General features: G+C 74.3%; 27 protein-coding genes and 1 pseudogene. 14 read left to right on the top strand and 14 right to left on the bottom strand.

The window, feature by feature from the left end:
• Positions 1-66 precede the first annotated feature (66 nt).
• A complete protein-coding gene (locus VH969_RS22545; RefSeq protein ID WP_331977391.1) occupies positions 67-519 on the top strand; it encodes a DUF4383 domain-containing protein in 453 nt (150 codons plus the stop codon).
• The gene (locus VH969_RS22540) at positions 516-1,319 is read left to right on the top strand and encodes an ANTAR domain-containing protein (RefSeq protein WP_331977389.1); all 804 of its coding nucleotides are present in this window, start codon (positions 516-518) and stop codon (positions 1,317-1,319) included. Before VH969_RS22545 ends, VH969_RS22540 begins: the two co-directional genes overlap by 4 nt.
• Positions 1,320-1,340: 21 nt before the next feature.
• On the opposite strand, the gene VH969_RS22535 is transcribed toward VH969_RS22540, so the two are convergent.
• The 7 genes and pseudogenes from VH969_RS22535 to VH969_RS22505 all read right to left on the bottom strand — a co-directional run bounded on the left by VH969_RS22535 (position 1,341) and on the right by VH969_RS22505 (position 5,709).
• A complete protein-coding gene (locus tag VH969_RS22535) occupies positions 1,341-1,955 on the bottom strand; it encodes a DUF1360 domain-containing protein (RefSeq protein WP_331977387.1) in 615 nt (204 codons plus the stop codon).
• A 28-nt stretch (positions 1,956-1,983) separates the two neighbouring features.
• Positions 1,984-3,222, bottom strand: a complete 1,239-nt coding sequence (locus VH969_RS22530) for a hypothetical protein (protein ID WP_331977385.1) — start codon at positions 3,220-3,222, stop codon at positions 1,984-1,986.
• Positions 3,219-3,437: an alpha/beta fold hydrolase gene (locus tag VH969_RS22525; RefSeq protein WP_331977383.1), complete on the bottom strand. Its 219-nt coding sequence runs from the start codon at positions 3,435-3,437 to the stop codon at positions 3,219-3,221. Before VH969_RS22525 ends, VH969_RS22530 begins: the two co-directional genes overlap by 4 nt.
• Positions 3,407-4,003 carry an alpha/beta fold hydrolase gene (locus VH969_RS22520; protein ID WP_331977381.1) on the bottom strand — a complete coding sequence of 199 codons (597 nt, stop codon included), beginning with the start codon at positions 4,001-4,003 and terminating at the stop codon, positions 3,407-3,409. The genes VH969_RS22525 and VH969_RS22520 overlap by 31 nt, the downstream gene beginning before the upstream one ends.
• Positions 4,000-4,575 (bottom strand): annotated as a pseudogene (locus VH969_RS22515) (cytochrome c oxidase subunit I); the annotation flags it as partial. The pseudogene VH969_RS22515 and the gene VH969_RS22520, both read right to left, overlap by 4 nt.
• A 63-nt stretch (positions 4,576-4,638) precedes the next feature.
• The gene (locus VH969_RS22510) at positions 4,639-5,073 is read right to left on the bottom strand and encodes a DUF6098 family protein (protein ID WP_331977379.1); all 435 of its coding nucleotides are present in this window, start codon (positions 5,071-5,073) and stop codon (positions 4,639-4,641) included.
• A 75-nt stretch (positions 5,074-5,148) separates the two neighbouring features.
• The gene (locus VH969_RS22505) at positions 5,149-5,709 is read right to left on the bottom strand and encodes a hemerythrin domain-containing protein (protein ID WP_331977377.1); all 561 of its coding nucleotides are present in this window, start codon (positions 5,707-5,709) and stop codon (positions 5,149-5,151) included.
• A 126-nt stretch (positions 5,710-5,835) separates the two neighbouring features.
• Here VH969_RS22505 and VH969_RS22500 point away from each other — a divergent pair, with 126 nt between their 5' ends.
• The 10 genes from VH969_RS22500 (at position 5,836) to VH969_RS22455 (ending at position 16,040) form a co-directional block, all read left to right on the top strand.
• Positions 5,836-7,446, top strand: coding sequence for a carbamoyltransferase family protein (locus VH969_RS22500; protein ID WP_331977375.1), 1,611 nt, complete (start codon positions 5,836-5,838; stop codon positions 7,444-7,446).
• Positions 7,443-8,990, top strand: coding sequence for an HAD-IIIA family hydrolase (locus VH969_RS22495; protein WP_331977373.1), 1,548 nt, complete (start codon positions 7,443-7,445; stop codon positions 8,988-8,990). The genes VH969_RS22500 and VH969_RS22495 overlap by 4 nt, the downstream gene beginning before the upstream one ends.
• Positions 8,987-9,673: an SDR family oxidoreductase gene (locus VH969_RS22490; protein WP_331977371.1), complete on the top strand. Its 687-nt coding sequence runs from the start codon at positions 8,987-8,989 to the stop codon at positions 9,671-9,673. The genes VH969_RS22495 and VH969_RS22490 overlap by 4 nt, the downstream gene beginning before the upstream one ends.
• On the top strand, positions 9,664-10,623 hold the full coding sequence (locus VH969_RS22485) for a glycosyltransferase family 9 protein (protein ID WP_331977369.1): 960 nt from the start codon (positions 9,664-9,666) through the stop codon (positions 10,621-10,623). The genes VH969_RS22490 and VH969_RS22485 overlap by 10 nt, the downstream gene beginning before the upstream one ends.
• On the top strand, positions 10,616-11,899 hold the full coding sequence (locus VH969_RS22480) for a UDP-glucose dehydrogenase family protein (RefSeq protein WP_331977367.1): 1,284 nt from the start codon (positions 10,616-10,618) through the stop codon (positions 11,897-11,899). The genes VH969_RS22485 and VH969_RS22480 overlap by 8 nt, the downstream gene beginning before the upstream one ends.
• Positions 11,896-12,102, top strand: coding sequence for a DUF2795 domain-containing protein (locus VH969_RS22475; protein ID WP_331977365.1), 207 nt, complete (start codon positions 11,896-11,898; stop codon positions 12,100-12,102). The genes VH969_RS22480 and VH969_RS22475 overlap by 4 nt, the downstream gene beginning before the upstream one ends.
• Before the next feature lie 78 nt (positions 12,103-12,180).
• Entirely contained in the window at positions 12,181-13,206 is a 1,026-nt protein-coding gene (locus VH969_RS22470; protein ID WP_331977363.1) for a glycosyltransferase family 9 protein, read from the top strand.
• Positions 13,203-14,174 carry a glycosyltransferase gene (locus VH969_RS22465; RefSeq protein WP_331977361.1) on the top strand — a complete coding sequence of 324 codons (972 nt, stop codon included), beginning with the start codon at positions 13,203-13,205 and terminating at the stop codon, positions 14,172-14,174. Before VH969_RS22470 ends, VH969_RS22465 begins: the two co-directional genes overlap by 4 nt.
• 4 nt (positions 14,175-14,178) lie before the next feature.
• A complete protein-coding gene (locus VH969_RS22460; RefSeq protein ID WP_331977359.1) occupies positions 14,179-15,447 on the top strand; it encodes a glycosyltransferase in 1,269 nt (422 codons plus the stop codon).
• The gene (locus VH969_RS22455) at positions 15,447-16,040 is read left to right on the top strand and encodes a D-sedoheptulose-7-phosphate isomerase (protein WP_331977357.1); all 594 of its coding nucleotides are present in this window, start codon (positions 15,447-15,449) and stop codon (positions 16,038-16,040) included. The genes VH969_RS22460 and VH969_RS22455 overlap by 1 nt, the downstream gene beginning before the upstream one ends.
• Before the next feature lie 13 nt (positions 16,041-16,053).
• Here the strand turns inward: VH969_RS22455 and VH969_RS22450 are convergent, their stop codons facing one another.
• Positions 16,054-17,010: an NAD-dependent epimerase/dehydratase family protein gene (locus VH969_RS22450; RefSeq protein WP_331977355.1), complete on the bottom strand. Its 957-nt coding sequence runs from the start codon at positions 17,008-17,010 to the stop codon at positions 16,054-16,056.
• Between the two features lie 94 nt (positions 17,011-17,104).
• On the opposite strand from VH969_RS22450, the gene VH969_RS22445 reads away from it, so the two are divergent.
• A complete protein-coding gene (locus VH969_RS22445; protein ID WP_331977352.1) occupies positions 17,105-17,980 on the top strand; it encodes a glycosyltransferase family 2 protein in 876 nt (291 codons plus the stop codon).
• 65 nt (positions 17,981-18,045) lie between these two features.
• On the opposite strand, the gene VH969_RS22440 is transcribed toward VH969_RS22445, so the two are convergent.
• Positions 18,046-19,395 carry a PfkB family carbohydrate kinase gene (locus VH969_RS22440; RefSeq protein WP_331977350.1) on the bottom strand — a complete coding sequence of 450 codons (1,350 nt, stop codon included), beginning with the start codon at positions 19,393-19,395 and terminating at the stop codon, positions 18,046-18,048.
• 159 nt (positions 19,396-19,554) lie between these two features.
• Entirely contained in the window at positions 19,555-20,040 is a 486-nt protein-coding gene (locus VH969_RS22435) for a hypothetical protein (RefSeq protein ID WP_331977348.1), read from the bottom strand.
• Between the two features lie 116 nt (positions 20,041-20,156).
• Between VH969_RS22435 and VH969_RS22430 the strand changes: the two genes are divergently transcribed.
• On the top strand, positions 20,157-21,158 hold the full coding sequence (locus tag VH969_RS22430) for an NAD-dependent epimerase/dehydratase family protein (protein WP_331977346.1): 1,002 nt from the start codon (positions 20,157-20,159) through the stop codon (positions 21,156-21,158).
• Between the two features lie 22 nt (positions 21,159-21,180).
• Here VH969_RS22430 and VH969_RS22425 read toward each other — a convergent pair whose 3' ends face one another.
• Genes VH969_RS22425 through VH969_RS22410 form a run of 4 tightly spaced genes read right to left on the bottom strand, consistent with a single transcriptional unit; the run spans position 21,181 to position 24,695 of the window.
• On the bottom strand, positions 21,181-22,029 hold the full coding sequence (locus VH969_RS22425; RefSeq protein ID WP_331977344.1) for an ABC transporter permease: 849 nt from the start codon (positions 22,027-22,029) through the stop codon (positions 21,181-21,183).
• Positions 22,026-23,009 carry an ABC transporter ATP-binding protein gene (locus VH969_RS22420; RefSeq protein ID WP_331977342.1) on the bottom strand — a complete coding sequence of 328 codons (984 nt, stop codon included), beginning with the start codon at positions 23,007-23,009 and terminating at the stop codon, positions 22,026-22,028. The genes VH969_RS22425 and VH969_RS22420 overlap by 4 nt, the downstream gene beginning before the upstream one ends.
• The gene (locus VH969_RS22415; protein ID WP_331977340.1) at positions 23,006-24,094 is read right to left on the bottom strand and encodes a hypothetical protein; all 1,089 of its coding nucleotides are present in this window, start codon (positions 24,092-24,094) and stop codon (positions 23,006-23,008) included. Before VH969_RS22415 ends, VH969_RS22420 begins: the two co-directional genes overlap by 4 nt.
• Entirely contained in the window at positions 24,078-24,695 is a 618-nt protein-coding gene (locus VH969_RS22410; RefSeq protein WP_331977338.1) for a sigma-70 family RNA polymerase sigma factor, read from the bottom strand. Before VH969_RS22410 ends, VH969_RS22415 begins: the two co-directional genes overlap by 17 nt.
• Positions 24,696-24,800: the final 105 nt, after the last annotated feature.

The raw sequence follows: 24,800 nt of genomic DNA, 5'->3' as shown, positions 1-24,800 counted from the left end.
TACCCGGCGGCCGACTTCGACCCGTCGAGCGGGTTCGAACGCGCGCGTGACGGGTAGGCCACTGTAATGACTTCTGCGAACCGCCAGGAGCGAGCCGAGGGGACCGTGGTCAGCCGCGGCCCGGCACACCACCGCGGCCGGCTGGTCGTCGTGGCCCTCGGGGTGCTGTACCTGGTGCTGGCGGCGGTCGGGCTCGCGACGGTGGGCTGGCACGACTTCGGTTACGAGGAACCGGTGCGGATGTTCGGCTTCCTCGGGGTCAGCACGCTGCTGTGCGTGGTACACGCACTGCTCGGCGTCGTGCTGACGACCGCGGGGCTGCGCCGGGCCGCGACCGCCATCGCGCCGGTTCTCGTCGTGGCCTTCGTGGCCATGGCCGTGTTCGGCGCGGTGGCGAAGATCTTCGGCGGGTCCGGTGACCCGTTGAACTTCAACTGGTGGAACGTGGTGCTCTATCTCGTCAGCGCGGCGGCGTGCGTGTATGTCTATGTCACCGCCTGGCGTGGAGGTGACCGATGACCGCCTACGACGAAGAATGGCGCCGGGACAAGGAGGAGTTCGTCGCCCACCGGGACGAACCGGGCTACCCGCCCCGCGACTTCGACCACAGCCCGCTGGCGCGGCAGTTCGCCGAGTTCAGCAGGCGGCTGCTGACCGCGGGGACCGCCGCCGACGCGCTGGCACACGTAGCCACGGCCGCCGCCGAGATCCTGCCGGGCGCCGACCTCGTCAGCTTGACGCTCCGTTCCCGGGACGGGCACCTGCACACCCCGGTCGAGACCGACCCGCTCGGTACCGAACTGGACGTTCTGCAGGACCGCTACCAGGAAGGCCCCTGCTTCGACGCCGCCCGCCAGCCCGGCCCCGCCTACTGCTACAGCGCCGATCTCGCGACCGATCCGGCGTGGCCTCGCTTCGGCCCCGAGGCGGCGAAGCTCGGCTTCCGGTCCGCACTCTCCACGGCGCTCGTGGTCGAAGGCAGGCCCCCGCAGATGACCGGCGCGCTCAACGTCTTCGCCAGCGAGCCCGGCAGGCTCGGCGGCGAGCTGGACCGCGATCGCGCGTTGCTGCTCGCGACGCACGCCTCGCTGGCCGTCTCCGCGACCGAGGCCGTCCGCCTCGCCGAGCTGCGCGAGACGCAGCTGCGCAACGCGATCGACAGCCGCGACATCATCGGCCAGGCCAAGGGCATCCTCATGCACCGCAGGGGAATCGACGCCGACGAGGCGTTCGACCTGCTGCGCCGCACCTCGCAGGACCTCAACATCAAGCTCGGCGAGCTCGCCCGCACCATCACCGAGCGGCACGCCGACCTCTGACCGCCAGGGAGCGGCCACCGATCAGTTGGCCAGCCGCTTCTTGGCGCCGTCGTACACGAGCTGGATGGTGTCGGACGTGGCGATCGCCGTGAGCGCGGTGAGCACCAGCCTCGTGGGCCGCGGCGCGAACACGAGGCCGGCGGTCAGGCCGCTGGCCACCCACACGCCGAGGCAGAACGGGCAGGTGATGAGCTCACCGACGGCGTGCTGGACACCGCTCCCCCGGACCGACTCGTTGAGCTCGGCCTCGCCGGCGGGCTCCTCGTAGCGCGCGAACGGCGCACGCAGCGGGCTCGTCACGGCGTCCTTGGCGAGCAGGCGGCTGGCCTTGTGGGTGGCGAGGCAGAGCAGCACGGTGTCCTGGACGCCGACCCGCTCGGGCAACCGCGTACCGGTGGCGCGGCCGATCCCGGTCAGCAGCCCGAGCAGGGCGGAGTAGCCGCCGAGGACGACGGTGTAGCCGGCGAGTGGGCGGTTGTGCCCGTCGGCATAGGCGCGTTGCACCCGCCGCACGAGCCGGCTGAACCGGCCGCGCAGCATGCCGGTTCGCGTGCCGGTTCGCTCCGTCCCGGTTCGCTGGGTGTCGGGCCGGCCGTTCGCCGAGGGCGACGCCTCGGTCTGGATCGTCTTGGTCACGCTCACGACCTACCCGGTTCGTGCCCGACTATGCGGCCGCGTCCGGCCGGTAGCCGATGGCCGTGCTCCGGCTCGCGCGCAGCCGGTCCCGGACCCACGGCCACGGTGCGAGCGACGGCAGCGGCTCGGTCGGCGGCAGCGCCGCCGCGGCGCGGTGGAAGCGGCCGTTGCTCGCGAAGTCCTGCGGGTATACGCCGGGGTCCACCCCGCAGTACGCACCGCGGCACCGGGCGTGGCGCAGCACCCGGTCCCAGTCCCCGATGCGCGCGTATCCGATGGAGTGGGTGCCGTGGGCGAACAGTCCAAGGTGGATCTCGTCGTAGGCCTCCGCGTGCCCGAGGTACTCCTCCAGCGTGTCGCGGGCCGCGCAGGTGCCGAACAAGGTCCAGTACGGCACGAGCCCGCGGGCGAGCGGCAGGTGCGCGTCGATCACGGCGAAGCAGCTGACCAGCAGCCGGTTCGCGGGGATCCCCTGGTCGGTGTACCAGGACCGGTACAGGTCCGCCACCGGCCCGCTGAGCGCGTCCGCGCGGGGGAAGCTCAGCCGGTCCAGCGCCCAGCCCGCACTCCGGCACAGCCCGACGAGATCGCCAAGCAACGCACGGTCGAAACCCCACTCCGCCTCGGGGCTGTCGGCGTCGGCCGCCGGTGCGTCCCATGTGGACCGTGCGGCACCCTGCGCGGCGAGGAACTCGGCGACCCGTTCGCCGCCGTGGGCGTACTCCTCGGGCGTGGCGTCGCCCACCGCGCCGTGCTGGAACAGCTCGCGAGGTCCGATCGTGGTGGTCGGCCAGCGTTCCGCGCAGTCGACCACGAGCACGGTGCCGCCCGGCTCGAGGTCGGCCATGGCCGTCTTCGGCTCGTCGGGGTCGAGCCTGCGGTGCCGGACCGGCACGAGGAAGGTCTGCGGCAGCCACGGGACCCCGGCGGGCGCGGCCAGGTGCGCGACCGCGCCCGAGGAGGAACCGATGAGCACGGCCGGGTAGCGCCGGCGCGGGTACTGGCCGGCCGCCCACGCCGCGATCGCCTCGGCGTCGACGTCCCCGACGCGGTCCTTGGGCACCGCCTCAGACCAGCCCGACCAGGTGTACAGGGCCTCGCGCACGCCGCCGGGCAGCTTGTTCACCACCGGCAGCACGCGGCTGGTGGTCCGTGCGGCCGGGCCGAGACCGAGTGCCGGGCTGCCCTTCCCGTGCAGGTGCTGGGCGAGCACCCGCAGGAACGTCGACGCCGAGTCGAAGGACGCGACCGCACGGCCGGGCTTCATGAGGCTCCTTCCCGCTCCGCGCGCAGCGCGGCCGCGAGCTCGTGGACCGGTCCGCGCCACGACGCCGGGTCACGCCACAGGAACGTGTGCGGCCCGGGCACCGTGACCAGCCTGCCGTCGGCAGCGAGCCCGGCGAGGTGGCGGGCCCACGCTTCGGTGCACATCCCGTCCTGCTCGCCCAGCATCACCAGCACGGGCCCGCGCAGCCGCGGCACCACGTCCTCCAGGTGGTCGCGCAGGTGCGCGCGCAGTAGGTGCACGATCTGCCGGGCACCGGCGCGGCGCCACTCCGGCTTGTGGCTCTCCGCCAGCCCGGGCATCGGGTACCGGGAGTCCCGGCGCCAGTAGTACAGGCCCTGGGCACCGACCGCGCCTTCGGGTCGACGGTCGGCGACGCCAGGACGGTCGCCGCGACCAGGTCGGGCCGGGCCGCCGCGGCGCGCGCGGCGACCTGCGTACCGCTGGAGTGCCCGGCCAGGATCACCGGCGGCAGGCCGGACGCCTCGAGCCAGTCGACTACCGCGTCGCCGAAGCCCGGCACGTCGATCCGATGTGGAGCGTCGGCGCTGCCCGCCAGGCCGGGCAGGTCGAGCAGGTGCGCCTGCGTCCAGTCGAGCGCGGCCTGCGCGGGCAGCAGGTAGTCGGAGACGGCCATGCCCATCACGGTCACGACCGGCGGCGCACCGGTGGGACGGCCGAGGGTGCGGCTGCGCATCCGGCCGTGCCGCGTGTTGGTGAACCGGACGTGATACTCGCCGGGCAGCTTCGGCGGCATCGTCATCGTGCCGCCCTTTCCCGGCGGCCGGCGTGGGGCCGGGACTCCTCGTGGAAGCGTTCGGCGAAGTCCGGGTAGTGCAGCTCGAACGCGGGCCGCTCGGAGCGGATCTTCGGCAGGTCGGTGAAGTTGTGCCGGGGCGGCGGGCAGGTGGTCGCCCATTCCAGCGAGTTGCCGAAGCCCCACGGGTCGTCCCCGCCGGCCGGGTCGCCGTAGCGGTAGCTGCGGAAGACGTTCCACAGGAACGGCAACATGGACAGGCCGAGCACGAACGCGCCGACCGTGGAGATCATGTTCAGGGTGGTGAACCCGTCGCTCGGCAGGTAGTCCGCGTAGCGGCGCGGCATGCCCTCGGCGCCGAGCCAGTGGTGGACCAGGAACGTCGTGTGGAAGCCGATGAACGTGGTCCAGAAGTGCAGCTTGCCCAGCGGTTCGCTGAGCATCCGGCCGGTCATCTTCGGGAACCAGAAGTAGATGCCGGCGAACGTGGCGAACACGATCGTGCCGAACAGTACATAGTGGAAATGCGCGACGACGAAGTACGTGTCGGTCACGTGGAAGTCGATCGGCGGCGCGGCGTGTCCTTGATCAGCATCGACTCGAACCGGTTCAGCCGGTCCCACATCCGCTCGCTCCCCAGGTCAGTGCGTCGCGCGTCCTGCTGCCAGCCGCTCGTGGTAGCGCTGGTGCGCCTCGCGGACCAGCGAGCGCGACAGCCACGCGATCGGCCGGACGCCGGTGAGCAGCGGCTCGTTGTCCGGTCCGAAGTCGACCACCTCACCGGTCAGCACCCACGGCCGCGCCCCCTCGTCCAACTCTCGCAGGTACTGGCACACCGCGCGCGCCACCCAGTCCGCTCCCGGCAGCGACCACCAGCCCGGCGGCCGCAGGGGGTTCGCCGACACACCCGGCATCACGAGGCCGCTCTCGTGGTCCTTGCTCGGGTGCGCCGCGTCCGACACCGGGCCGGGCGAGTACCGCAGGTAGACGGGGATGTCGCCGTCGGCGAGCGCGCTCAGCTCCGCGAGCCGCGCCAGGGTGGGCAACCCGAGCGCATCATCGGTCGACCGTGCCATGGCCGTGGATGCCCGGAACGTCCGTACACAAACGCCCGCGACGGCCGGCCGTCGCGGGCGTCGATGTCGGTGCCGTCAGACCTTCCGGCCCGAGAGCGCGTCGCGCACCTTGTCGATGAGACCCGCGCCGGGGGCGAGGATCTTGTTGGCCGGCGGCCGGTCCGGCGCCGCCGGGTGCGGCCGCGTCGGCGCCATCTTCTTGGCCTGCTCGAACTTCTTGCCGAGCTCCATCAGCTCGTCGGAGCCGCACGCGGCACGCAGCTTCGGCAGCAGGTCGCCTTCCTCGTCCTCGACGTGATGGCGGACCTCGGCGATCAGCTTGCCGACGAGCTGGTCGAACTTCGCGTCGGTCGCGTCGGTCTTCTCGACTTCCTTCATGATCTCCTCGACCTCGGCGTGCTCGGAGATCTCGTGGTCGGCGATCTCGTCCCCGTCGGGCAGCGCCTTGCGGGCGGTCGGGTAGAGGTACTGCTCCTCGGCCACGGAGTGGCGCACGAGCTCGGCGATCACGTGCTCGACGAGATCACGCTTCATCCGGACGTCACCACTGGCCTCGATCTCGCCGAAGACCCGCTCCACGTCGTGGTGATCGGAGACGATCGCGTCGATGAGGTTCTGTTGATTCGTGGTGGTCATGGCTCTCCTCATGTCGGGCGTGCGCCCCGGCTACCCGGCGGCCGGGCCCCTAATCCTCGAACCGGTTTGGGCACCACTTCCCCGGGTAGCGCTCTGAGCGCACTTCCCGACGACCCGGAGGGCGCAGTGCGCATACTCGGCATCAACGCGATATTCCACGACCCGGCCGCCGCTCTGATCGTGGACGGCGAGATCGTCGCCGCCGCGGAGGAGGAACGCTTCAGCCGCCGCAAGCACGGCCATCCCGCCGTGCCGTTCGCCGCCTGGGAGCTGCCCGAGCAGGCCGCGCGATGGTGCCTGGACAGCGCCGGGCTCTCCCCCGCCGACCTGGACGCCGTCGGCTACTCCTACGACCCGGCCCTGGTGGACCACGCCGCCGACGGCCGCTGGGAGGAGCTGCGCACCACCTACGCCGAGCGCGCCCCGCTGTTCCTGCGTACCGCGCTGCCCGGGCTCGATCCCGGCATCGTCCGGTTCGTCCGCCACCACGTGGCGCACGCGGCGTCGGGCGCGCTGTGCGGGCCGTTCCCGGACTCCGCGGTGCTCGTCGCGGACGGGCGCGGCGAGTCGACGTCCTACCTCGCCGGTGAGTACCGGGACGGCAAGCTCGAGGAGCTCGCGAGCCAGCGGCTGCCGCACTCGCTCGGGCTCTGCTACGAGGAGCTGACCGAGCACCTGGGGTTCCACCGGTCCAGCGACGAGTACAAGGTCATGGCGCTCGCCTCGTACGGCACGCCACGGTTCCTGCCGACGCTGCGCGAGCGGATCTACGCGACCGACGAGGGCGGCTTCCACACCGAGCGTCTCGAGTGGACGGAGTTCGCGCCGCGGTCCGCCGGTGAGCTCACCGGGGAGCACGCGGACCTCGCGGCGAGCGTGCAGCAGCGGCTCGAGGAGGTGCTGCTGGAGCTCGCGGGGTGGCTGCACCGCCGGACCGGGCAGCCGGTGCTCACGCTGGCCGGCGGGGTGGCGCTGAACTGCGTGGCGAACACCCGGCTGTACGCGGAGAGCCCGTTCGAGCAGATCTGGGTGCAGCCCGCGGCCGGGGACGCCGGCACCGCGCTCGGCGCGGCCGCCGCGGTCGCCACCGAGCTCGGCGAGCGGCCCGCACCCATGCGCGGCGCCGATCTCGGCCGCGGCTTCAGCGACGAGGAGTGCCGGCGGGCACTGGACATCGCGGCGCTGCGCTACGAACGGCCGGCCGACGTCGCGGTCGCCGCGGCCGAGGCGCTCGCCGCCGACAAGATCGTGGCGTGGTTCTCCGGGCGGGCGGAGTACGGGCCGCGCGCGCTGGGACACCGGTCGCTGCTCGCCCACCCCGGCCGCAAGGCGAACCTCGAGCGGCTCAACGACGTGAAGGGCCGCGAGCAGTTCCGCCCGGTCGCGCCGATGGTGCTGGCGCACCGCGCCGCGGACCTGTTCGGCCGCGGCCCGATGCCGAGTCCCTACATGCTCTTCGTGCACGATGTGGCGCCCGAGTGGCAGGACCGCATCCCCGCGGTGACGCATGTGGACGGCACGGCCCGCATCCAGACCGTGGCCGAGGCGGACGAGCCGCTGCTCGCGCGGTTGCTGAGCGAGTTCGAGGCGCGCACCGGGCTGCCGGTCGTGGTCAACACCAGCCTCAACACGGCGGGCCGGCCGATGGTCGACTCGCCACGCGACGTGCTCGAGTGCTTCGGCGCGAGTCCCATCGACGTGCTCGTCCTCGGCCCGTACCTGGTGCGCCGGTCATGACCGCCGACGACACCGCGGACTACACCGTCGTCATCCCGACCACCGGGCGGGACAACCTGCACGTGTTGCTGTCCGCTGTGGACACCTGCAGGGGTCCGCGGCCCGCGCGGGTAGTCGTCGTGGACGACCGGCCGGGCGGCCCACCGCTGTCGCTGCCCGCCGGTGTGCGCGTCGTGTGCTCGGGCGGCCGCGGGCCCGCGGCCGCCCGCAACGCGGGCTGGCGGCTGGCACGTACGGAGTGGGTCGCGTTCCTCGACGACGACGTCATCGTGTCGGACACGTGGGCGGCCGACCTCGCCGCCGACCTCGCGGTCGGGCCGGCGGTGGGCGCGTCCCAGGCCCGCATCGAGGTACCGGCCGGCCCGCGGCCGACCGACGACGAGCGCGGCACCGCGGGCCTCGCCACCGCGCGCTGGATCACCGCGGACATGGCCTACCGCCGCTCGGTACTCACCGAGGTCGGCGGCTTCGACGAGCGGTTCCCCCGGGCGTTCCGGGAGGACTCCGACCTCGCGCTGCGCGTGCTCGCGGCCGGCTACGAGCTGGCCCGCGGCAACCGGCGCACGATGCATCCGGCCGCGCGCGGCGACTTCCTCGCGAGCCTGCGCCGGCAGGCCGGCAACGCGGACAACGCGCTCATGCGGCACAAGCACGGCCCGGACTGGCGGCACCGGGCCGGGGCCGGGCCCGGCATGCTAGGCCGGCACACGCTCACGACGGCGAGCGCGCTGGCCGCCGTGCTGCTCGCGGGCCCGCGCCGCACCCGGCGCGCCGCGGCCGCCGCGACCGGGGTGTGGCTGGCGCTGACCGGGAGCTTCGCGTGGCGGCGGATCCGGCCGGGACCGCGCACCCGCGAGGAGATCGCCCGGATGCTCGTGACCAGCGCGCTGATCCCGCCGGCGGCACTCGCGCACCGCCTGGCCGGCGAGGTCCGGGTACGCCGGGCCGCGCGGCGCACCCGGGTCTCGCCGCCGGTCAACGGCCATCGCGTCACCCACGACCTGCCCACCACGCCGCTCGTGCCCGCGGCCGTGCTGTTCGACCGGGACGACACGCTCATCGCCGACGTCCCGTACCTGAACGACCCCGGCCGGGTCGAGCCCGTGCCGGGCGCCGCGGACGTGCTGCGCCGGCTGCGCGAGGCCGGCGTCAAGGTCGGCGTCGTCAGCAACCAGTCCGGCGTGGCCCGCGGCCTCATCAGCCCCGAGCAGCTCGCCGCGGTCAACGCGCGGGTCGACGAGCTCCTCGGCCCGTTCGGCACCTGGCAGGTCTGCGTGCACGGCGACGCGGACGGCTGCCCGTGCCGCAAACCCGCGCCCGGACTGGTCCGCCAGGCGGCCGAGGCGCTCGGCGTCGACCCGCGCCGCTGCGTCGTCATCGGGGACACCGGCGCGGACGTCGCCGCGGCCGAGGCCGCGGGCGCGCGCGGGATCCTCGTGCCGACCGCCCGGACCCGAGCCGAGGAGATCCTCTCCGCGCGGCAGGTGGCCACCGACCTGACCGACGCCGTGGAGCTCGCCATGAACGAGGAGGTTTCGACATGAACGATCTCGGCACAGTACTGATCACCGGTGGCGCGTCCGGTCTCGGCGCGGCCACCGTCGACGCCGTGCGCGAGGCGGGCGGGCGGCCGCTGGTCATCGACCGGGTGGCCCCACCGTCCGATGTGGAGCACGTGGTCGCGGACCTGGCGGACAGCCGGGCGGCCGAGGCCGCGGTCGGCGAGCTGGCCGAGCGCGCGGGCGGGCTGGACGCCGTGTTCACCCCCGCCGGCACCGACGCGTGCGGCATGCTCGGCGACGTGTCCACTGAGGACTGGGACCGCGTGGTCAAGGTGAACCTCATCGGCACCGCGGCCGTCGTGCGTGCCGCGCTGCCCTACCTGGAGCGCTCGCACGGCAAGGTCGTCACGTGTGCGTCCACGCTGGGCGTCAAGGCCGTCAGCGACGCGACCGCGTACTGCGCCTCGAAGTTCGGCGTCGTCGGCTTCAGCCGCGCGCTGGCCGCGGAGACCGCGGGCCGCATCGGCGTCACCATGCTGGTGCCCGGCGGCATGCACACGGCGTTCTTCGACGATCGCGACGAGAAGTACAAGCCACCGGCCGACGCCAAGCTGAACGACCCGCGCAACGTCGCGCAGACGGTGCTGTTCGCACTGCGCCAGCCCGCGGGCTGCGAGGTGCGCGAGATGGTGGTCTGCCCCTCGGTGGAGTCGTCGTGGCCGTGAGCCGGGCCGGCGGCGAGGTCCTCGTGCTGCGCGCGCTCGGCATCGGCGACCTGCTGGTGGCCGTGCCCGCGCTGCGCGGGCTGCGCCGCGCGTTCCCCGGCGACCACCTCGTGCTGGCCGCGCCGGCCGCGCTCACCGAGCTGGTGGCGCTGACCGGTGCGGTCGACGAGGTGCTGCCCACTCCCGGGCTCGGCACGCTGCGCTGGCCGCGGCCGGCACCGCGGGTCGCGGTGAACCTGCACGGGAGCGGCCCGGAGAGCATCGCGGACCTGCGTGCCACCGACCCCGGGCGGCTCATCACCCACCGGCACCCGGACTTCCCGGACCTGGACGGTCCACAGTGGCCGGACGACGTGCACGAGGTCGACCGGTGGTGCGGGCTGCTCGCCGCGCACGGCATCGACGCCGACCGCGCCGACCTGGCGATCGCCCGGCCGGCGGTGCCCAGCCCCGCGCCCGGCGCGGTGGTCGTGCACCCCGGCGCCGCGTTCCCCGCCCGGCGCTGGCCGGCCGACAGGTTCGCCGACGTGGCGAGGTTCTTCGCCGCGGCCGGCCGGCCGGTCGTCGTGACAGGCAGCCCGGCCGAACGCGAGCTGGCCCGTTCGGTGGCCGGGCGGGCGGGACTCGGCGAGGACGCCGTGCTCGCCGGCCGGACCGGGCTCGCGGAGCTGGCGGCGCTCGTCGCCCGCGCGGCGCTCGTGGTGTGCGGCGACACCGGCATCGGCCACCTCGCCACGGCGTACGGCACGCCGTCGGTGGTGCTGTTCGGCCCGACCCCGCCGGCGCGCTGGGGACCGCCGCGCGGCCGGCGGCAACATCGTCCACTGTGGACCGGCAAGGTCGGTGACCCGTTCGGGGCCGACCCCGACCCGGGGCTGCTGGCGCTGTCCGTCGCGGAGGTGCTGAACGCGGTGCCGGTGGCCGAGCTCGGAGGGAGCAGGCATGGCTGACGGGCCGATCGGCGTGGTGGGCGCCGGGTACGTGGGGCTCACGACCGCCGCGTGCCTCGCCCACCTCGACCACCGGGTGCGGTGCGTGGACGTGGACCCGGCACGCGTCGCGGCGGTGAACCGCGGCGAGGTGCCGATCGCCGAGCCCGACCTGGCCGGGCTCGTGCACCGCGGCCTGGTCACCGGCAGGCTGTCCTTCGCCACCGACGCGGAGAGCCTCGGCGGCGCTCAGGTGGTCCTGCTCTGCGTGCCGACGCCGATGGGCGACGGCGGCGTGCCCGACCTCGGCGCGTTGCGGGCGGCGCTGGGCTCGCTCGCCCGCGTGCTGCCCGCGGGCGCCGTCCTGGCGGTCAAGTCGACCGTCCCGGTCGGCACGACGGCCGACATCCCGGCGATGCTCGGCCGCGACGACGTCGGCGTGGTGAGCAACCCCGAGTTCCTGCGCGAGGGACACGCCGTGCGCGACTTCCTGCACCCGGACCGGATCGTCGTCGGCTCGGCCGACCCGGCCGCGGCCGAGCGCGTGGTCGCGCTGTACCGCGGGATCCCCGCGCCGGTCGTGCGGACCGACCCGGCGAGCGCCGAGCTGGGCAAGTACGCGAGCAACGCGTTCCTGGCGATGAAGCTGTCCTACGTGAACCTGCTGGCCGAGCTGTGCGAGCAGGTCGGCGCGGACATCCGTCAGGTCGCCCGCGCGATGAGCCTGGACGAGCGGATCGGCGGCGCGTTCACCGCACCCGGACCGGGCTGGGGCGGGTCGTGCCTGCCCAAGGACACCGCGGCGCTCGTGGCCTCGGCGCGCCGGTCCGGCGTCGACCCGGCGCTGCTGACCGCGGTCATCGACGCCAACACGCGGGCGCAGGACCACGTGGTGGCCAAGGTGCGCTCGGCGGTGTCGCCGTCCGGATCACTGGCCGGCGTGCGGCTCGGTTTGCTGGGCCTGACGTTCAAGGCGGGCACGGACGACCTGCGCCACTCCCCCGCGCTGGCGGTCGCCACCCGGCTCGCCGCGGCGGGTGCGCAGCTGACCGCCTACGACCCGGCGGTGCGGACGCCGGTCGGGCCGGTGCAGGTGGTCGAGGACCCGTACCTGGTGGCGAAGGACGCGGCCGGGGTCGTGCTGCTGACCGAGTGGCCGGAGTTCCGCGAGCTGGACTGGGGACAGCTCATGTCGGTCGCGGACCGCCCGGTGGTGGTCGACACCCGCAACGTCCTCGACCACGCGCGGCTGGCCGCGCAGGGAATCACCTGCCTCGGCCTGGGCGTGCCGTCATGATCCCCGACGCGGCCGACCTCGGCCGCTACCTCGTCGGCCTGGACTACCCGTCCGACCGGGGCGGGGTGCTGGAACACGCGCGCCTCCGCGGCGCGGACCACGACGTGCTGCACTACCTGGAGTCGCTGCCCAACCGCACCTACGAGGGGCCGGACTCGATCCGCGCCGCCTACCTGATCCCGGTCACCCCTGCGCGCTGGTGAGGCGTGGGTGCACGACACGGTCCACGACAAACCGATCGGACGGTGTTTGAGCCGCTTCGCCCCGGAAAAACGTTGCCTATGGAGAAGTGTCGGCGAGTGCTCGTGGCGAGGCTCGACAGCAGCGGAGACGTGCTGCTGGCCGGGCCCGCGGCGCGCGCCGCCGCCGGGGCCGGGGCCGGCGAGGTCACGATGCTCTGCGGGCCCGACGGCGAGCAGGCCGCGCGGCTCCTCCCGGGCGTCGACGACGTGCTCGTCTGGCGGTGCCCGTGGGTGGTCGTCGATCCACCGCCGGTGCGCGGGCCGGAGATCGACGGCCTCGTCGCCGCGGTCCGGGAATGCCGGCCGGACGTGGCGCTGATCCTGACCTCGTTCCACCAGTCCCCGCTGCCGCTCGCGTTGCTGCTGCGGCTCGCGGGCGTGCCCGAGATCGCCGCGCACTCCACCGACTACCCGGGCAGCCTGGTCGACCATCGCATCCGGACGGACGAGCGGGCCGACGAGCCGGAGCCCGAGCGGGCCCTGCGGGTCGCCGAGGCCGCCGGGTTCGCGCTGCCGCCCGGCGACACGGGCGAGCTGCGGGTGACCACGCCACCGGACGTGTCACACCTCGTCGGCACGGGACACGTGGTCGTCCACCCCGGCGCCACCGCACCGGCCCGGATGCCCACACCGGCACACAGCCGGGCGCTCGTTGCGGCGCTCGCCGCGCACGGCCACCACGTCGTCGTCACCGGTGGTCCCGGCGAGCGCGCGCTGACGGCCGAGGTCGCGGGCGCCGTGGCCACGGACCTCGGCGGGCGTACCACGTTGGCCGAGCTCGCCGGCGTGCTGGCGCAAGCGGACGCCGTGGTCGTCGGCAACACCGGCACCGCACACCTCGCGGCCGCCGTCGGCACCCCCGTGGTGTCGCTGTTCGCCCCCGTCGTGCCGGCCGGCCGCTGGGCGCCCTACCGGGTGCCGCACGTGCTGCTCGGCGACCAGAACGCCGCGTGCGCGGGCACCCGGGCGCGCACCTGCCCGGTGCCGGGCCACCCGTGCCTGAGCGACGTGCGCCCCGCCGACGTCGTCGCCGCGGTCGAGTGGATGGCGAGCGTGGCGGCATGAGGATCTTGCTGTGGCACGTGCACGGATCGTGGACGACGTCGTTCGTTCAGGGCCGGCACACCTACCTGCTGCCCACGCTGCCCGAGGGCGGACCGTGGGGGCTCGGGCGGGCGGGGCGCGACTGGCCCGCCGCCGAGGAGGTGCCCGCCGAGCGCCTCCGCGACACCGACGTGGACCTCGTCCTGCTGCAGCGCCCCGAAGAGCTGGACCTGGCCGAGAAGTGGCTCGGCCGCAAGCCCGGCACGGACGTGCCCGCCGTGTACGTGGAGCACAACACGCCCAGGGGCGACGTGCCGAACACCCGGCACGCACTGGCCGACCGGTCCGACATCCCGCTCGTCCACGTCACCCACTTCAACAAGCTGTTCTGGGACAACGGCCGGGCCCCCGCGACCGTGATCGAGCACGGCATCGTGGATCCGGGCTACCGCTACACCGGTGAGCTCGCCCGCGCCGCCGTCGTGACCAACGAGCCGGTCCGCCGCTGGCGGGTGACCGGGACCGACCTGCTGCCGGCGTTCGCCGAGGCGGCACCGCTCGACGTGTTCGGCATGGGCCTCGACGGGCTCGGCGAACGCGTCGGCCTCGCGCCGCCCCGGCTCGCCACGGTCGGCGACCTCGGGCAGGAACGCCTGCACACCGAAATCGCACGGCGGCGGGTCTACGTGCACACCACGCGCTGGACCTCGCTCGGCCTGTCGCTGCTGGAAGCCATGCATCTCGGCATGCCGGTGGTCGCGGTGTCGAGCACCGAGGCGCCGGCAGCGGTACCGTCAGACGCCGGCGTGGTGTCGGCGGACATCGCGGTGCTCGCGGATGCGGTCCGCGAGCTCGTCGCCGATCCCGCGATGGCGGCCGAGCTCGGCAGGCACGGACGCAAACACGCGCTCGACAACTTCAACCTGAGCACGTTCTTAAGAAGCTGGGACGTCTTGCTCACCGAATCGCGCAACGACGAAGGTGGGTAGTCCCATGCGAATAGCCCTCGTTTCCGAGCATGCCAATCCGCTTGCCGCGCTGGGTGGCGTCGACGCGGGCGGCCAGAACCTCCACGTGGCCGAGCTGTCGAAGGCCTTGTCCCGCAAGGGACACGACGTCACCGTCTACACGCGACGCGACGACCGCGACCAGCCCGAGGAGCTGGCGACGGCGTTCGGCTACCGCGTGGTGCACGTACCGGCCGGTCCGGCCCGGCAGGTGCCGAAGGACGACCTGCTGCCGCACATGGGCCGCTTCGCCCGCTACCTGCGGGTCAGGTGGGAGGCAGACCCGCCGGACGTCGTGCACGCGCACTTCTGGATGTCCGGCCTGGCCGCCCTGTCCGCGGCGCGGGCGGTCGGCGTGCCGGTCGTGCAGACCTTCCACGCGCTCGGTGTGGTGAAGAAGCGGTACCAGGGCATGGACGACACGAGCCCGGCGCAGCGAATCGGGACCGAGAAGATGATCGGCCGCGAGGCCGACCGGATCGCCGCCACCTGTACGGACGAGGTCTTCGAGCTGGTGCGGATGGGCGTGCCACGCGCGCGGATCTCGGTGGTGCCGTGCGGGGTCGACGCCGACCAGTTCGTCCCCGAAGGTGACCCCGCACCACCGGGCAAGTACCCGCACCGGCTCGTGTCGGTCGGGCGGCTGGTGCCCCGCAAGGGTTTCGCGACCGCCATCGCCGCGCTGCGCGCGCTGCCCGACACCGAGCTGGTGATCGCGGGCGGGCCGAGCATGCGCCGGCTCGCGCACGACGAGCACGCGCGGTACCTGCGGGCGTTCGCCGAGTCGATGGGCGTCGCGGACCAGGTGCAGCTGCTCGGGCAGGTGTCCCGTGAGGAGATGCCGGCGCTGCTGCGCTCGGCCGACGCGGTCGTGTGCGCGCCGTGGTACGAGCCGTTCGGCATCGTGCCGCTCGAGGCGATGGCCTGCGGCGTGCCGGTGGTCGCGTCCGCGGTCGGCGGGTTGTCCGACACCGTGGTGGACGGGGTGACCGGCAAGCTGGTCCCGCCGCGCAAGCCGCGCGCACTCGCCGGTGCACTGCACGCGCTGCTGACGCACCGGACCATGCGCGAGCAGTTCGGCGCGGCCGGGCGGGACCGCGTGTGCGCCCGGTACTCGTGGGACCGGGTCGCGGCCGAGACCGTGCGGGTCTACGAGCGCGCGGGCGCGATCGACACCACGGCGGTCACAGCCGGCGGCCTCGCGTCCGGCGCGTCAGGTGTCTCGGGCGTGTCCCGCGTCTCGGGCGGCGAGTGATGGCCCTGCCCGACCAGGTGCACGATCACCTCGACGCGCTCGACGCCACGCTGCGCTCGCTACGCGAGCAGGCCGGCACGCTGACCGGCTGGGGCGCCACGCTGGCCGAGCGCCTCACCGACGGCGGCCGGCTGCTCGCGGCCGGCAACGGCGGCTCGGCGGCGGAGGCGCAGCATCTCACCGCCGAGCTGGTCGGCCGCTTCATGGACGACCGGCGGCCGTTCTCGGCGCTGGCGCTGCACGCGGACACGTCGAGCCTGACCGCCATCGGCAACGACTACGGCTACGACGACGTGTTCGCCCGCCAGGTCACCGCGCACGCGCGGCCGCGGGACGTGCTCGTCCTGCTGTCCACGAGCGGTCGCAGCCGCAACCTGCTGCGGGCCGCCCGGGCGGGGGTGCGGGCGGGCGCGTCGGTGTGGGCCCTGACCGGCCCCGCGCCGAATCCCCTGGCCGCCCAGTGCGAGGAGGCAGTGTGCCTGCCCGGCAACACGGCCAACGTGCAGGAGGCGCACCTGGTGGCCGTGCACGTCGTCTGCCGCGCCTTCGAGGCCGCGCTGGCCGCTGCCCCGCCGGTCCGCAGCTCGGCCTAGCGTGAACGAACCCTTACAGCACAACCGGTTCCCGGCGGATGGACGCTATCGTCCTCAGTAGACCCTCGCGGAGGCCGATCTCGGGATACCAGTTCAGGCTGCCGCGAGCCAGGGAGATGTCGGGGCAGCGGCGGCGCGGGTCGTCGACCGCGGCCGGGACGTACTCGACCGGCGACGTCGAGCCGACGAGGTCGCGGATCTGCCCGGCGATCTCGGACACCCGCCGCTCCTGCGGGTTGCCGATGTTCACCGGGCCCGGCATCGCGCTGTCGGCGAGCGCCAGGAGCCCGCGCACGGTGTCGTCCACGTAGCACACCGAGCGGGTCTGCTCGCCGTCTCCCTGGATCGTCAGCGGCTCGCCGGCGAGTGCCTGGCGGATGAACGTCGGGATCATCCGGCCGTCGTCGGCCTGCATGCGCGGGCCGTACGTGTTGAAGATGCGCGCGATCGCGACGTCGCCGTCGCGGCTGCGGCACCACGCGGCAGTCAGCGCCTCGGCGTAGCGCTTGGCCTCGTCGTACACGCTGCGCGGGCCGATCGGGTTGACCTGACCCCAGTACGTCTCCTTCTGCGGGTGCTCGGCCGGGTCGCCGTACACCTCGCTCGTCGACGCGAGCAGGAACCGCGCGCCGTGCGACTCGGCGAGCTCCAGCGCGTGCCGGGTGCCGAAGGCACCGGCGTCGAGCGTCTCGATCGGCAGCCGCGCGTAGTGCCGCGGGGACGCCGGCGAGGCCAGGTGCACGACGAGGTCGTAGGCACCGTGGCCGTCCGCGAACGGGTGGGTGATGTCGTGCTCCACCAAGCGGAAGCCGGGCACGCCGGCCAGGTGCGCCACGTTGTCGGGCGAGCCGGTGACGAAGTTGTCCACGCACACCACCTGCGTGTCCCGCTGCAGCAGGCGCTCGCACAGGTGTGAGCCGATGAACCCGGCGCCGCCGATCACGAGCGCCCGCTCGAAGTGCCTTCTCATGCTCGGACCGCCTTCCGACGTTCCGGGCGGCTACCCCGGCGAAACCCGTGCAAACGCCGCGTTAGTCCCGCCCGCCGCCGGGTAGCCAGCGCGCATGAGCGGGGCCCGGACGACTGTCGTGATCGCCACCCGGAACCGGTGCGCGGAGCTGCTGCGTACCCTCGGCAAGCTCGCCGGGCTGTGCCCGCGCCCGCCGATCGTCGTGGTGGACAACGGGTCCACGGACGCCACCGCGGCGGCCGTGGACGCCGCCGGGCAACTCGGCGACATCCGGCTGATCCGCCTGCCGCGCAACGAGGGCGCGGCCGCCCGCAACGTCGGCGTGGCGCAGGCACGCACGCCGTACGTGGCGTTCGCCGACGACGACTCGTGGTGGGCCGCGGACGCCTTGCCGACGGCGGAGCGCATCCTCGACGAGCACCCGCGCGTCGGCCTGCTCGCGGCGCGGACGCTGGTCGGGGCGGAGGAGCACGGGGACCCGGTGTCCGAACAGATGTCGGCGAGCCCGCTGGGCCACGACCCGGGCCTGCCCGGCCCGTCCGTGCTGGGTTTCCTCGCCTGCTCGGCGATCGTGCGCCGCACGGCGTTCCTCGACGCCGGCGGGTTCAGCCGGCTGCTGCACTTCGGCGGCGAGGAGGAGCTGCTGGCCTACGACCTCGCCGCCCTCGGCTGGCACCTGTGCTATGTCGACAGCGTGCGTGCGCACCACCACCCGTCGCTGGTCCGCGACGACCGGCTGAGCCGCGATGTGCGCCAGCTGCGCAACGAGACGCTGGTGACCTGGATGCGCCGGCCGGCGCCGGTGGCCGTCCGGGCCGGTGTGGAGCTGCTCGTCCGCACGCTGCGCTACCCGCCGGCCGGCCTGGCCGCCGCGGCCGCACTCGCGCGGCTGCCGGTGGCGCTCGCACGGCGGCACCGGCTGCCCGACGACGTGGAGCGGCGGATCCGCATGCTGAACGGCGCCACCTGACGGTCCGCGGGCCACCGTTCTACCTGACCACCTGGGACGCTGCCCGTCGAGAGGTGACCGCGGAGCTAGCCGACCTGCTCGAGCGCCGTCGCGAGGCGGCTCGACGAGCGGCCGGGGTGTTCGGGCACGAGGACGGTCCGGCCGCCCCACACGCGGAGCAGCCGGGTCTCGGGCAGGGCGCCCGGGTCCGGGTAGTCGCCGCCCTTGACCCACACGTCCGGGCGCAGCTCGTTCAGGATGGCCTCCGGGGTGTCCTCGTCGAACACCGCCACCACGTCCACACTGGACAGCGAGCGGAGCACCTCGATGCGGTCGGCCTCGGCGTTGATCGGCCGGCCGACGCCCTTGAGCCGGCGCACCGAGCGGTCGGAGTTGAGGCACACGATCAGGCAGTCGCCGAGCTCGCGGGCCGCGGCGAGGGTGCGTACGTGGCCGGCATGCAGCAGGTCGAAGCAGCCGCCCGTGGCGACGACCGTGCCGCCGCGGGCCCGGACCGCCTCGGCGACCTGGCGCGCCCGGCCGCGGCCGGTCCCGCCCGAACGCAGGCTGCGAATGTTGCGCCGGCTGAGGCTCCCGACCCCGCCCGCGGCAAGGAAGTCCGCCGCCGCGTGCACGGCGAGGCACACCGCGTCCGCGGCGCCACGGCCTTCGACGAGGGCGCCGATCGCGGCGGAGGCGAACCGGTCGCCCGCCCCGCACGGGTCGGCCACCGGCACGGGCGGCGCGGCGATCGTGCGGGCGGCCGAGCCGTCGTCCACCGCCGCGCCCTGCGCGCCCATCGTCACCGCGACCGCGCCGGCCGACCAGAGCTCGCGCAGCTCGGTGGCCGCGGCGAGGCCGGTGCCGGCGGCGCAGAACCGCAGCGCCTCGTCGAGGTTCGGGCTGACCAGCGTCGCGTGCTCGACCGGCGCCGGGCCGCGCGGATGCGGGTCCCACACGACGGGGATATTCGGCGCGAGGTGGGCCACGAGCTTGCGCAGCCGCTCGTCGGCGGCAAGGCCGCGGCCGTAGTCGGAGACGAGGATCGCGCCGGCGGCGCAGACCACGTCGAGCATCGCGTCGGTCGCCTCGGGTGGCTCGCCGCGGCCGCCCTCGTCGATGCGGGCGAGCGACTGGCCGGCGCTGCGCAGCCGGGTCTTCACGGGCGTGGCCGCGCGGGCCGGGCCGATGACGGTCTGGTACCCGGTCAGCTCGGCCCGCAGCCGCTCCCCCGCCTCGTCGTCGGCGACGGCGGTGACCAGGGTGACGTCGAGCCCGTCGGTGGCGGCCAGCGCCGCGGTGAGGCCCGCGCCGCCGGCTCGCTGGTCGCGTCGCTCGAGGTCGACGACCGGCGCGGGGGCGTCCGGGCAGAGCCTGCTCGCGGTGCCGATCAGGTCGACGTCCAGCAGCGTGTCGCCCACGACAACGAGGTTCACGGCGTCCTCCCGGATGTTGCTCCCAGGAGGGGAGAGTTCCCGGGGAGAACCACATAAACGTGATACGGCGTGTGTCACGGCAAGAAGGAGGGCCGTCGGCCGGCGGGCTTGCCTCGCGCCTACCCGCCCGGCGCCGGCCTGGACGACCTCACGTCGTCCTCATGTCGTCGTGGTCGCCGGCACTATCCGGTAGTCGGCCTGGAAGACCAGGTTGTGCAGCTCGGCGGCCGCTATCGCGCGGAGCGTCGGCAGCTCGGCCTCGGCCTGGTCGGCGGTGAACACGTTCAACGGCCACTCGCCGACCGTGCCGCCGCCGAGATGCGGGTGGTGGAACCCGCGGCCGTAGTGCGCACGGATCCGGATGGGTTCGACGCCCGCCGCGGCCTGCTCCCGCCAGGACAGCGTCCACGACACGGCGAGACCGCCGTCGTCGGTGCGCTGGATGCCTTTCGTGGCAACGGTTCCCTCGCCGAGCAGCAGGTCGGCGTTGAGCTCGTCGAGCACGCGGCGGGCCACCGGGTCGAGCAGCCGCACCGCCTGTTCGTACAGGCGTTCCTTGTCCTCCCGGTCGACCGCGTCGCCGTGCCGGCCGTCGCGGAGATCGGCGAAGTGGCGCAGCAGCGCCTCATGGTGCACAAGGGTCACGAGGCTCTCCCCTCGGGTGGACGGACGACAGCCCATCTTCCATCACCGCGGCGGCCCGGGCGTGCCGGGCGGTTGAGCCGGCGGATCGCGGGTAGCCGCCCGCTGGAGGTAGGGCGATGAGCAGACGAGTCGTGGTCACCGGAGCCAGCGGGAACGTCGGCACGAGCGTCCTGCGGGAGCTGTCCGCCGACCCGTCGGTCGGCTCGATCGTCGGCGTCGCGCGGCGGCGTCCGGAGTGGACGTGCGACAAGCTCGTGTGGGAGACCGCGGACGTGGCCGGCGACGATCTCGTCCCGCTGTTCGCCGGTGCCGACACCGTCGTCCACCTCGCCTGGATGATCCAGCCGGCCCGGGACCCGGCGACCACGTGGCGCACCAACGTCCTGGGCAGCATCCGGGTGTTCGACGCGGCCGCTCTGGCCGGTGTCTCGTCGCTCGTGTACGCCTCCTCGGTCGGCGCCTACTCCCCCGGTCCGAAGGACCGAAAGGTCACGGAGGACTGGCCGACGCACGGGTGGCCCGCCGCGTCCTACACGCGCGAGAAGTCCTATGTGGAACGGGTGCTCGACACGTACGAGCGGGACCACCCGCACATTCGCGTCGTGCGGATGCGGCCCGCGTTCCTGTTCAAGCGGGAGTCGGCGAGCGAGCAGCGGCGGCTGTTCGCCGGACCGCTCGTGCGCGGCAACCTCGTGCGGTTCGTCCCGGTCGTGCCGGACCTGCCCGGCCTGAAGTTGCAGGCCCTGCACACGGCCGACGCGGCTCGTGCCTACCGGCTCGCCGTGCTGGGAGACATCCGCGGGCCGGTCAACCTCGCCGCTGACCCGGTGCTGGACGCGCACATGCTGGCCGAGCTGCTCGGCGCGCGCGTCGTGAAGCTGCCGGCCTGGGCGGTGCGCGCGCCGCTGGCCGCCGCCTGGCGGCTGCACGCGACGCCCGCGACACCGGACCTGTTCGACGCGGCGCTGCGGCTGCCCCTGCTCGACACCACCCGGGCGCGCACCGAGCTCGGCTGGCAGCCGGAACACGGCGCCGCGGACGCGGTGGCGGAGCTGCTGGGCGGGCTGCGGAACGGCGCCGGGATGGCGACCCCGCCGCTCACCCCGGACCGGGCGTGACGCCGGCCGCCTGCTCGACCGGTCAGAGGTCGCGGCGCTGGAAGGCCACCGCCGCGAGCCCGAGGATGAGCGCGACCCAGATCGCGGTCCACGCGAGGTAGGTGGCGGCGAGCGGGGCCTCGCTCACGAACGGCGAACCCACCGCGGCACCGCCGAACAACGAAAGCACGGCCGGGTCCTGGATCGCGTGCATGGTCCCCTGCCACAACCCGTCGGTCGGCAGCAGGATCCGGGCGACGGTGGCGACCCGGGCCACGCCCTCGTTGCCGAGTGCCTTCCCGACCCCACCGACGACTCCGGCGATCCACGTGGCGCCGAACAGGCCGACGGCCACGATGCCCGACGCCATCGGCGAGATGACGGTGGACAGCAGCAGGCCGAGCGTGAGCAGCACGGTCGTCTGTGCCGCGAGCAACGCCAGGCCGGCCACCGGCTGCGGCGGCCAGTAGTCCATCGTGACCTGGACGATCACGAACTGGGCCAGCCCCGCCACGACGACGAAGCAGCTGCCGAAGATCGCGAGCCCGAGCCACTTCCCCACCAGCACCGCGGCGCGGCGAACCGGCCGGGCCAGGACCGCCAGCGCGGTCCCCGACTCGATCTCGCCGGCCAGGGTCGGGCCGGCGAGGAACGCCGTGCCGAGCGCGGCGATCAGGCTCAGCCCGAACATCACCAGGTTGAGCACCTGGGAGGACGCGAGCCGGGCCTCGCCGCTGGTGAGGGTGCCGAGCTCCGCGGCGAGCCGGGAGAACCCCCACGCGGACAGCGCCAGGAGGGCGACGGTCATGACGACGATCGCGCGGAGCACGCGCCGGCGAGCGGCTTCCCGCAGCGTCAGGGCAGCGACGATGCGCACGGTCCGGACGGTCATCGGTCACTCCCGGAATCGCCGCGAAGGATGTCCAGCAGCCGCTCCTCGAGGCTGATCCGCCCGGGCTCGACGGCGTGGACGCGTACGCCGAGTCGGACCAGGTCGGCCACGAGGTCCGGCACGGTTTCGCCGGTGGCGGAGTCGGAGTCGGTCTCGGCGGGCAGCGCGACGGTGAACGAGTCCGCGCTGCGGGTCAGCTGCCCGGCGGCCGCCAGCCGCGCCTGCGCCTCGGCGCTCACCTCGCCCAGCCGCAGCCGCAGCTCGCGCCGGCCGAGCAACTCGGCCAGGCTGCCGGCGGCGGCGACCTTGCCCCTGTCGAGGATGACGACGCGGTCGCAGACGCGCTCCACCTCGCCGATGAGGTGCGAGTTGAGCAGGACGGCGACCCCGCGCTCCTTGAGGGACAGGAGGATGTCGCGCACGTCCGCGCGGCCGACCGGGTCCAGAGCGCTCGTCGGCTCGTCGAGGACGACGAGCTCCGGGCGGGCCACCAGTGCGACGGCCAGCCCGAGGCGCTGCTGCATACCCTTCGAGAAGCCGGCCACCCGGTCGCGGGCGCGGTCGGCCAGGCCGACGAGGGCCAGGCAGTCGCGCTGTTCCCCGTCGGGCACCGCGACGCCCGCGAGCCGGACGTGCAGGGCCAGGACCTCGGCGGCGGTGAGCCACGGCTGGTACCGGAAGAGCTCGGGCAGGTAGCCGACGCGGGCCCGGGCGTACGGGTCGCCGGCCGGCTTGCCGAGCAGCAGCACGTCTCCCGCGTCGGGCCGGACCAGGCCGAGCAGGATCTTGATGACGGTGGTCTTGCCGGCTCCGTTCGGTCCGAGCAGGCCCACCACCTCGCCGCGGTCGACGGTGAGGGACACGTCGTCGACGGCCGTGCGCTTCCGGTACCGCTTGCGCAGGCCCGAGCACCACACCGCCGGGGTGGGCGGCAGCCCCTCGAGCAGCTGCTGGGCGGCGTCGACCGACCGGGCGGTCACCGCGCCCACCCCAGACCGCGCGCCACCGACAGCACCTCGTCGGCATGCAGCGAGCCGGCGACCGCGTTGACCGTGCCGTCCTTCACCCAGACCACGCAGGACATCGTGCTGGACCGCGAGGTGAACACGGTGGCCGGCACGCCGCCGACGTCCGCGGTCGAGCTCTGCAGCTCTTCGGTCGCCATGAACAGGGGCAGCGTCGGCCCGTCGGCGGAGAGGCCCCGCAGCTGCTGCACGACGTTCTCGGGCAGGCCGGGCAGCGACAGCAGGTAGTCGCGGGCGGTCTTTAACGGGATGCCGGACGAGTATGCGGTGGGCGCGACCGCGCGGGCCACGAGCAGCGCCGGCACGCCTCGCGCCTCCGGCCACACCGCGGCGAGCCCGGGGCCGGCGACGAACCGGAACCGGCTGCCGTCGAGGCCAGGGGGCGGCGGCGGCAGCGTCTCGCCTGCCGCCTCGAGGGTGCGCGCCGTCTTCTCGGCGGAGAAGGTGAAGACCGCGCTGGCCCGCTTGCCGACGTAGTAGGTGGGATCGCCGGTGACGCCGCGGGGCAGCTCGCGCACCAGGGGCGCGGCGAGACCGCTGGCCTGCTTCGCCACGTCCGCGTCGGCGACCGGGTGGATGTCGATCGGTTCGGTCAGCTCGACGTCGCCGATGTCGGCCAGCTCGGGCAGCCGGACCAGGTCCCTCTCGGGCGCGGTGACCGGCGCGATCTGCTCGGCCCGGAAGATCTGCAGCCAGTCCGCGGCGGCCGCCACCCCGGCGCCGGTGAGCAGGAGGACGGCACCGACGGCGGCGAGCACCGGGCTGCGCAGCCTGCCGCGCCACCGGCGGCCGGGGGCGGCCGCGGTCGCCCGCGAGCGTCCCTCGGCCGAGATCGCGCCGGACAGGCGGCGCCACCCGGCGTCGACGTCCACATCGGACGGTACGGCCAGTGCGGCGGCGGCCGCCGCCGCGTCCTCCTGGGCGGCTGCGAGCCCGGCCAGGCACACCGGGCAGCCCGCGACGTGCCGGCGATCGGCGTCGGCGACACCGGCCGGCTCGTCCACGAGCCGGCGCAACGTGCCGTCACTCGGATGACGCATGACGGTTCAACTCCTTGCGCAGGGCGGACTCGGCGCGTCGCACGGTCGTGCCCACGCTGCCGGGAGAGAGCTCGAGAGCGGCGGCGACCTCGGCGTAGCTGAGGCCGCTGTGCCGCAGGACCAGCGCCACGGCCTGCCGGCGAGGCAGCCGCGCCAGCGCCGCCCGCACGAGGCGGCGCTCGTCGCGGGTGACCACCGCGTCGGCGACGTCCGGGGAGGCGGGCGCGCCGTCGCGGGCGGCCTCCTCGCGCACGGCACGGCGCCGGCCCGAGCGGAGGTGGTTCAGGGCGGTGTGCGCCGCGGCGACCGTCAGCCAGCCAACGGCCTGCCCGGCGGGCACCGACGAGCGGCCGAACGTCAGGAACACCTCCTGCGCGACGTCCTCGGCCTCGTCCCGGGAGCCCAGCACCCGCGCGGCGACCGCGACGACCCGCGGGTAGGTGGCGCGGAAGACCTGTTCGAGGTCGGCTCGGACGGCCTCGCGCTCCCGAGGACCCGACAAGGCCACACCGCCGTCCTTCCGCTCCGCACGCCCGGCCGCGGCGCCGCGGCCGCCGGCGGACAGGGCTGTCACGAGGGCGTCGGCGCGCCCACCATCCACCAGGTCCACACCTGTTGAGCACCGCCGGCGCCACACATGTGACATCGGCGGGGCTCACTACATAGTCGTATCGGTTGTGCACATTCGCAGCCGGAACATGATCGC

The organism is Actinophytocola sp., assembly GCF_036555685.1.
Taxonomy (GTDB): Bacteria; Actinomycetota; Actinomycetes; order Mycobacteriales; family Pseudonocardiaceae; genus Actinophytocola.
This window is presented reverse-complemented; position numbering and strand designations above follow the sequence as displayed.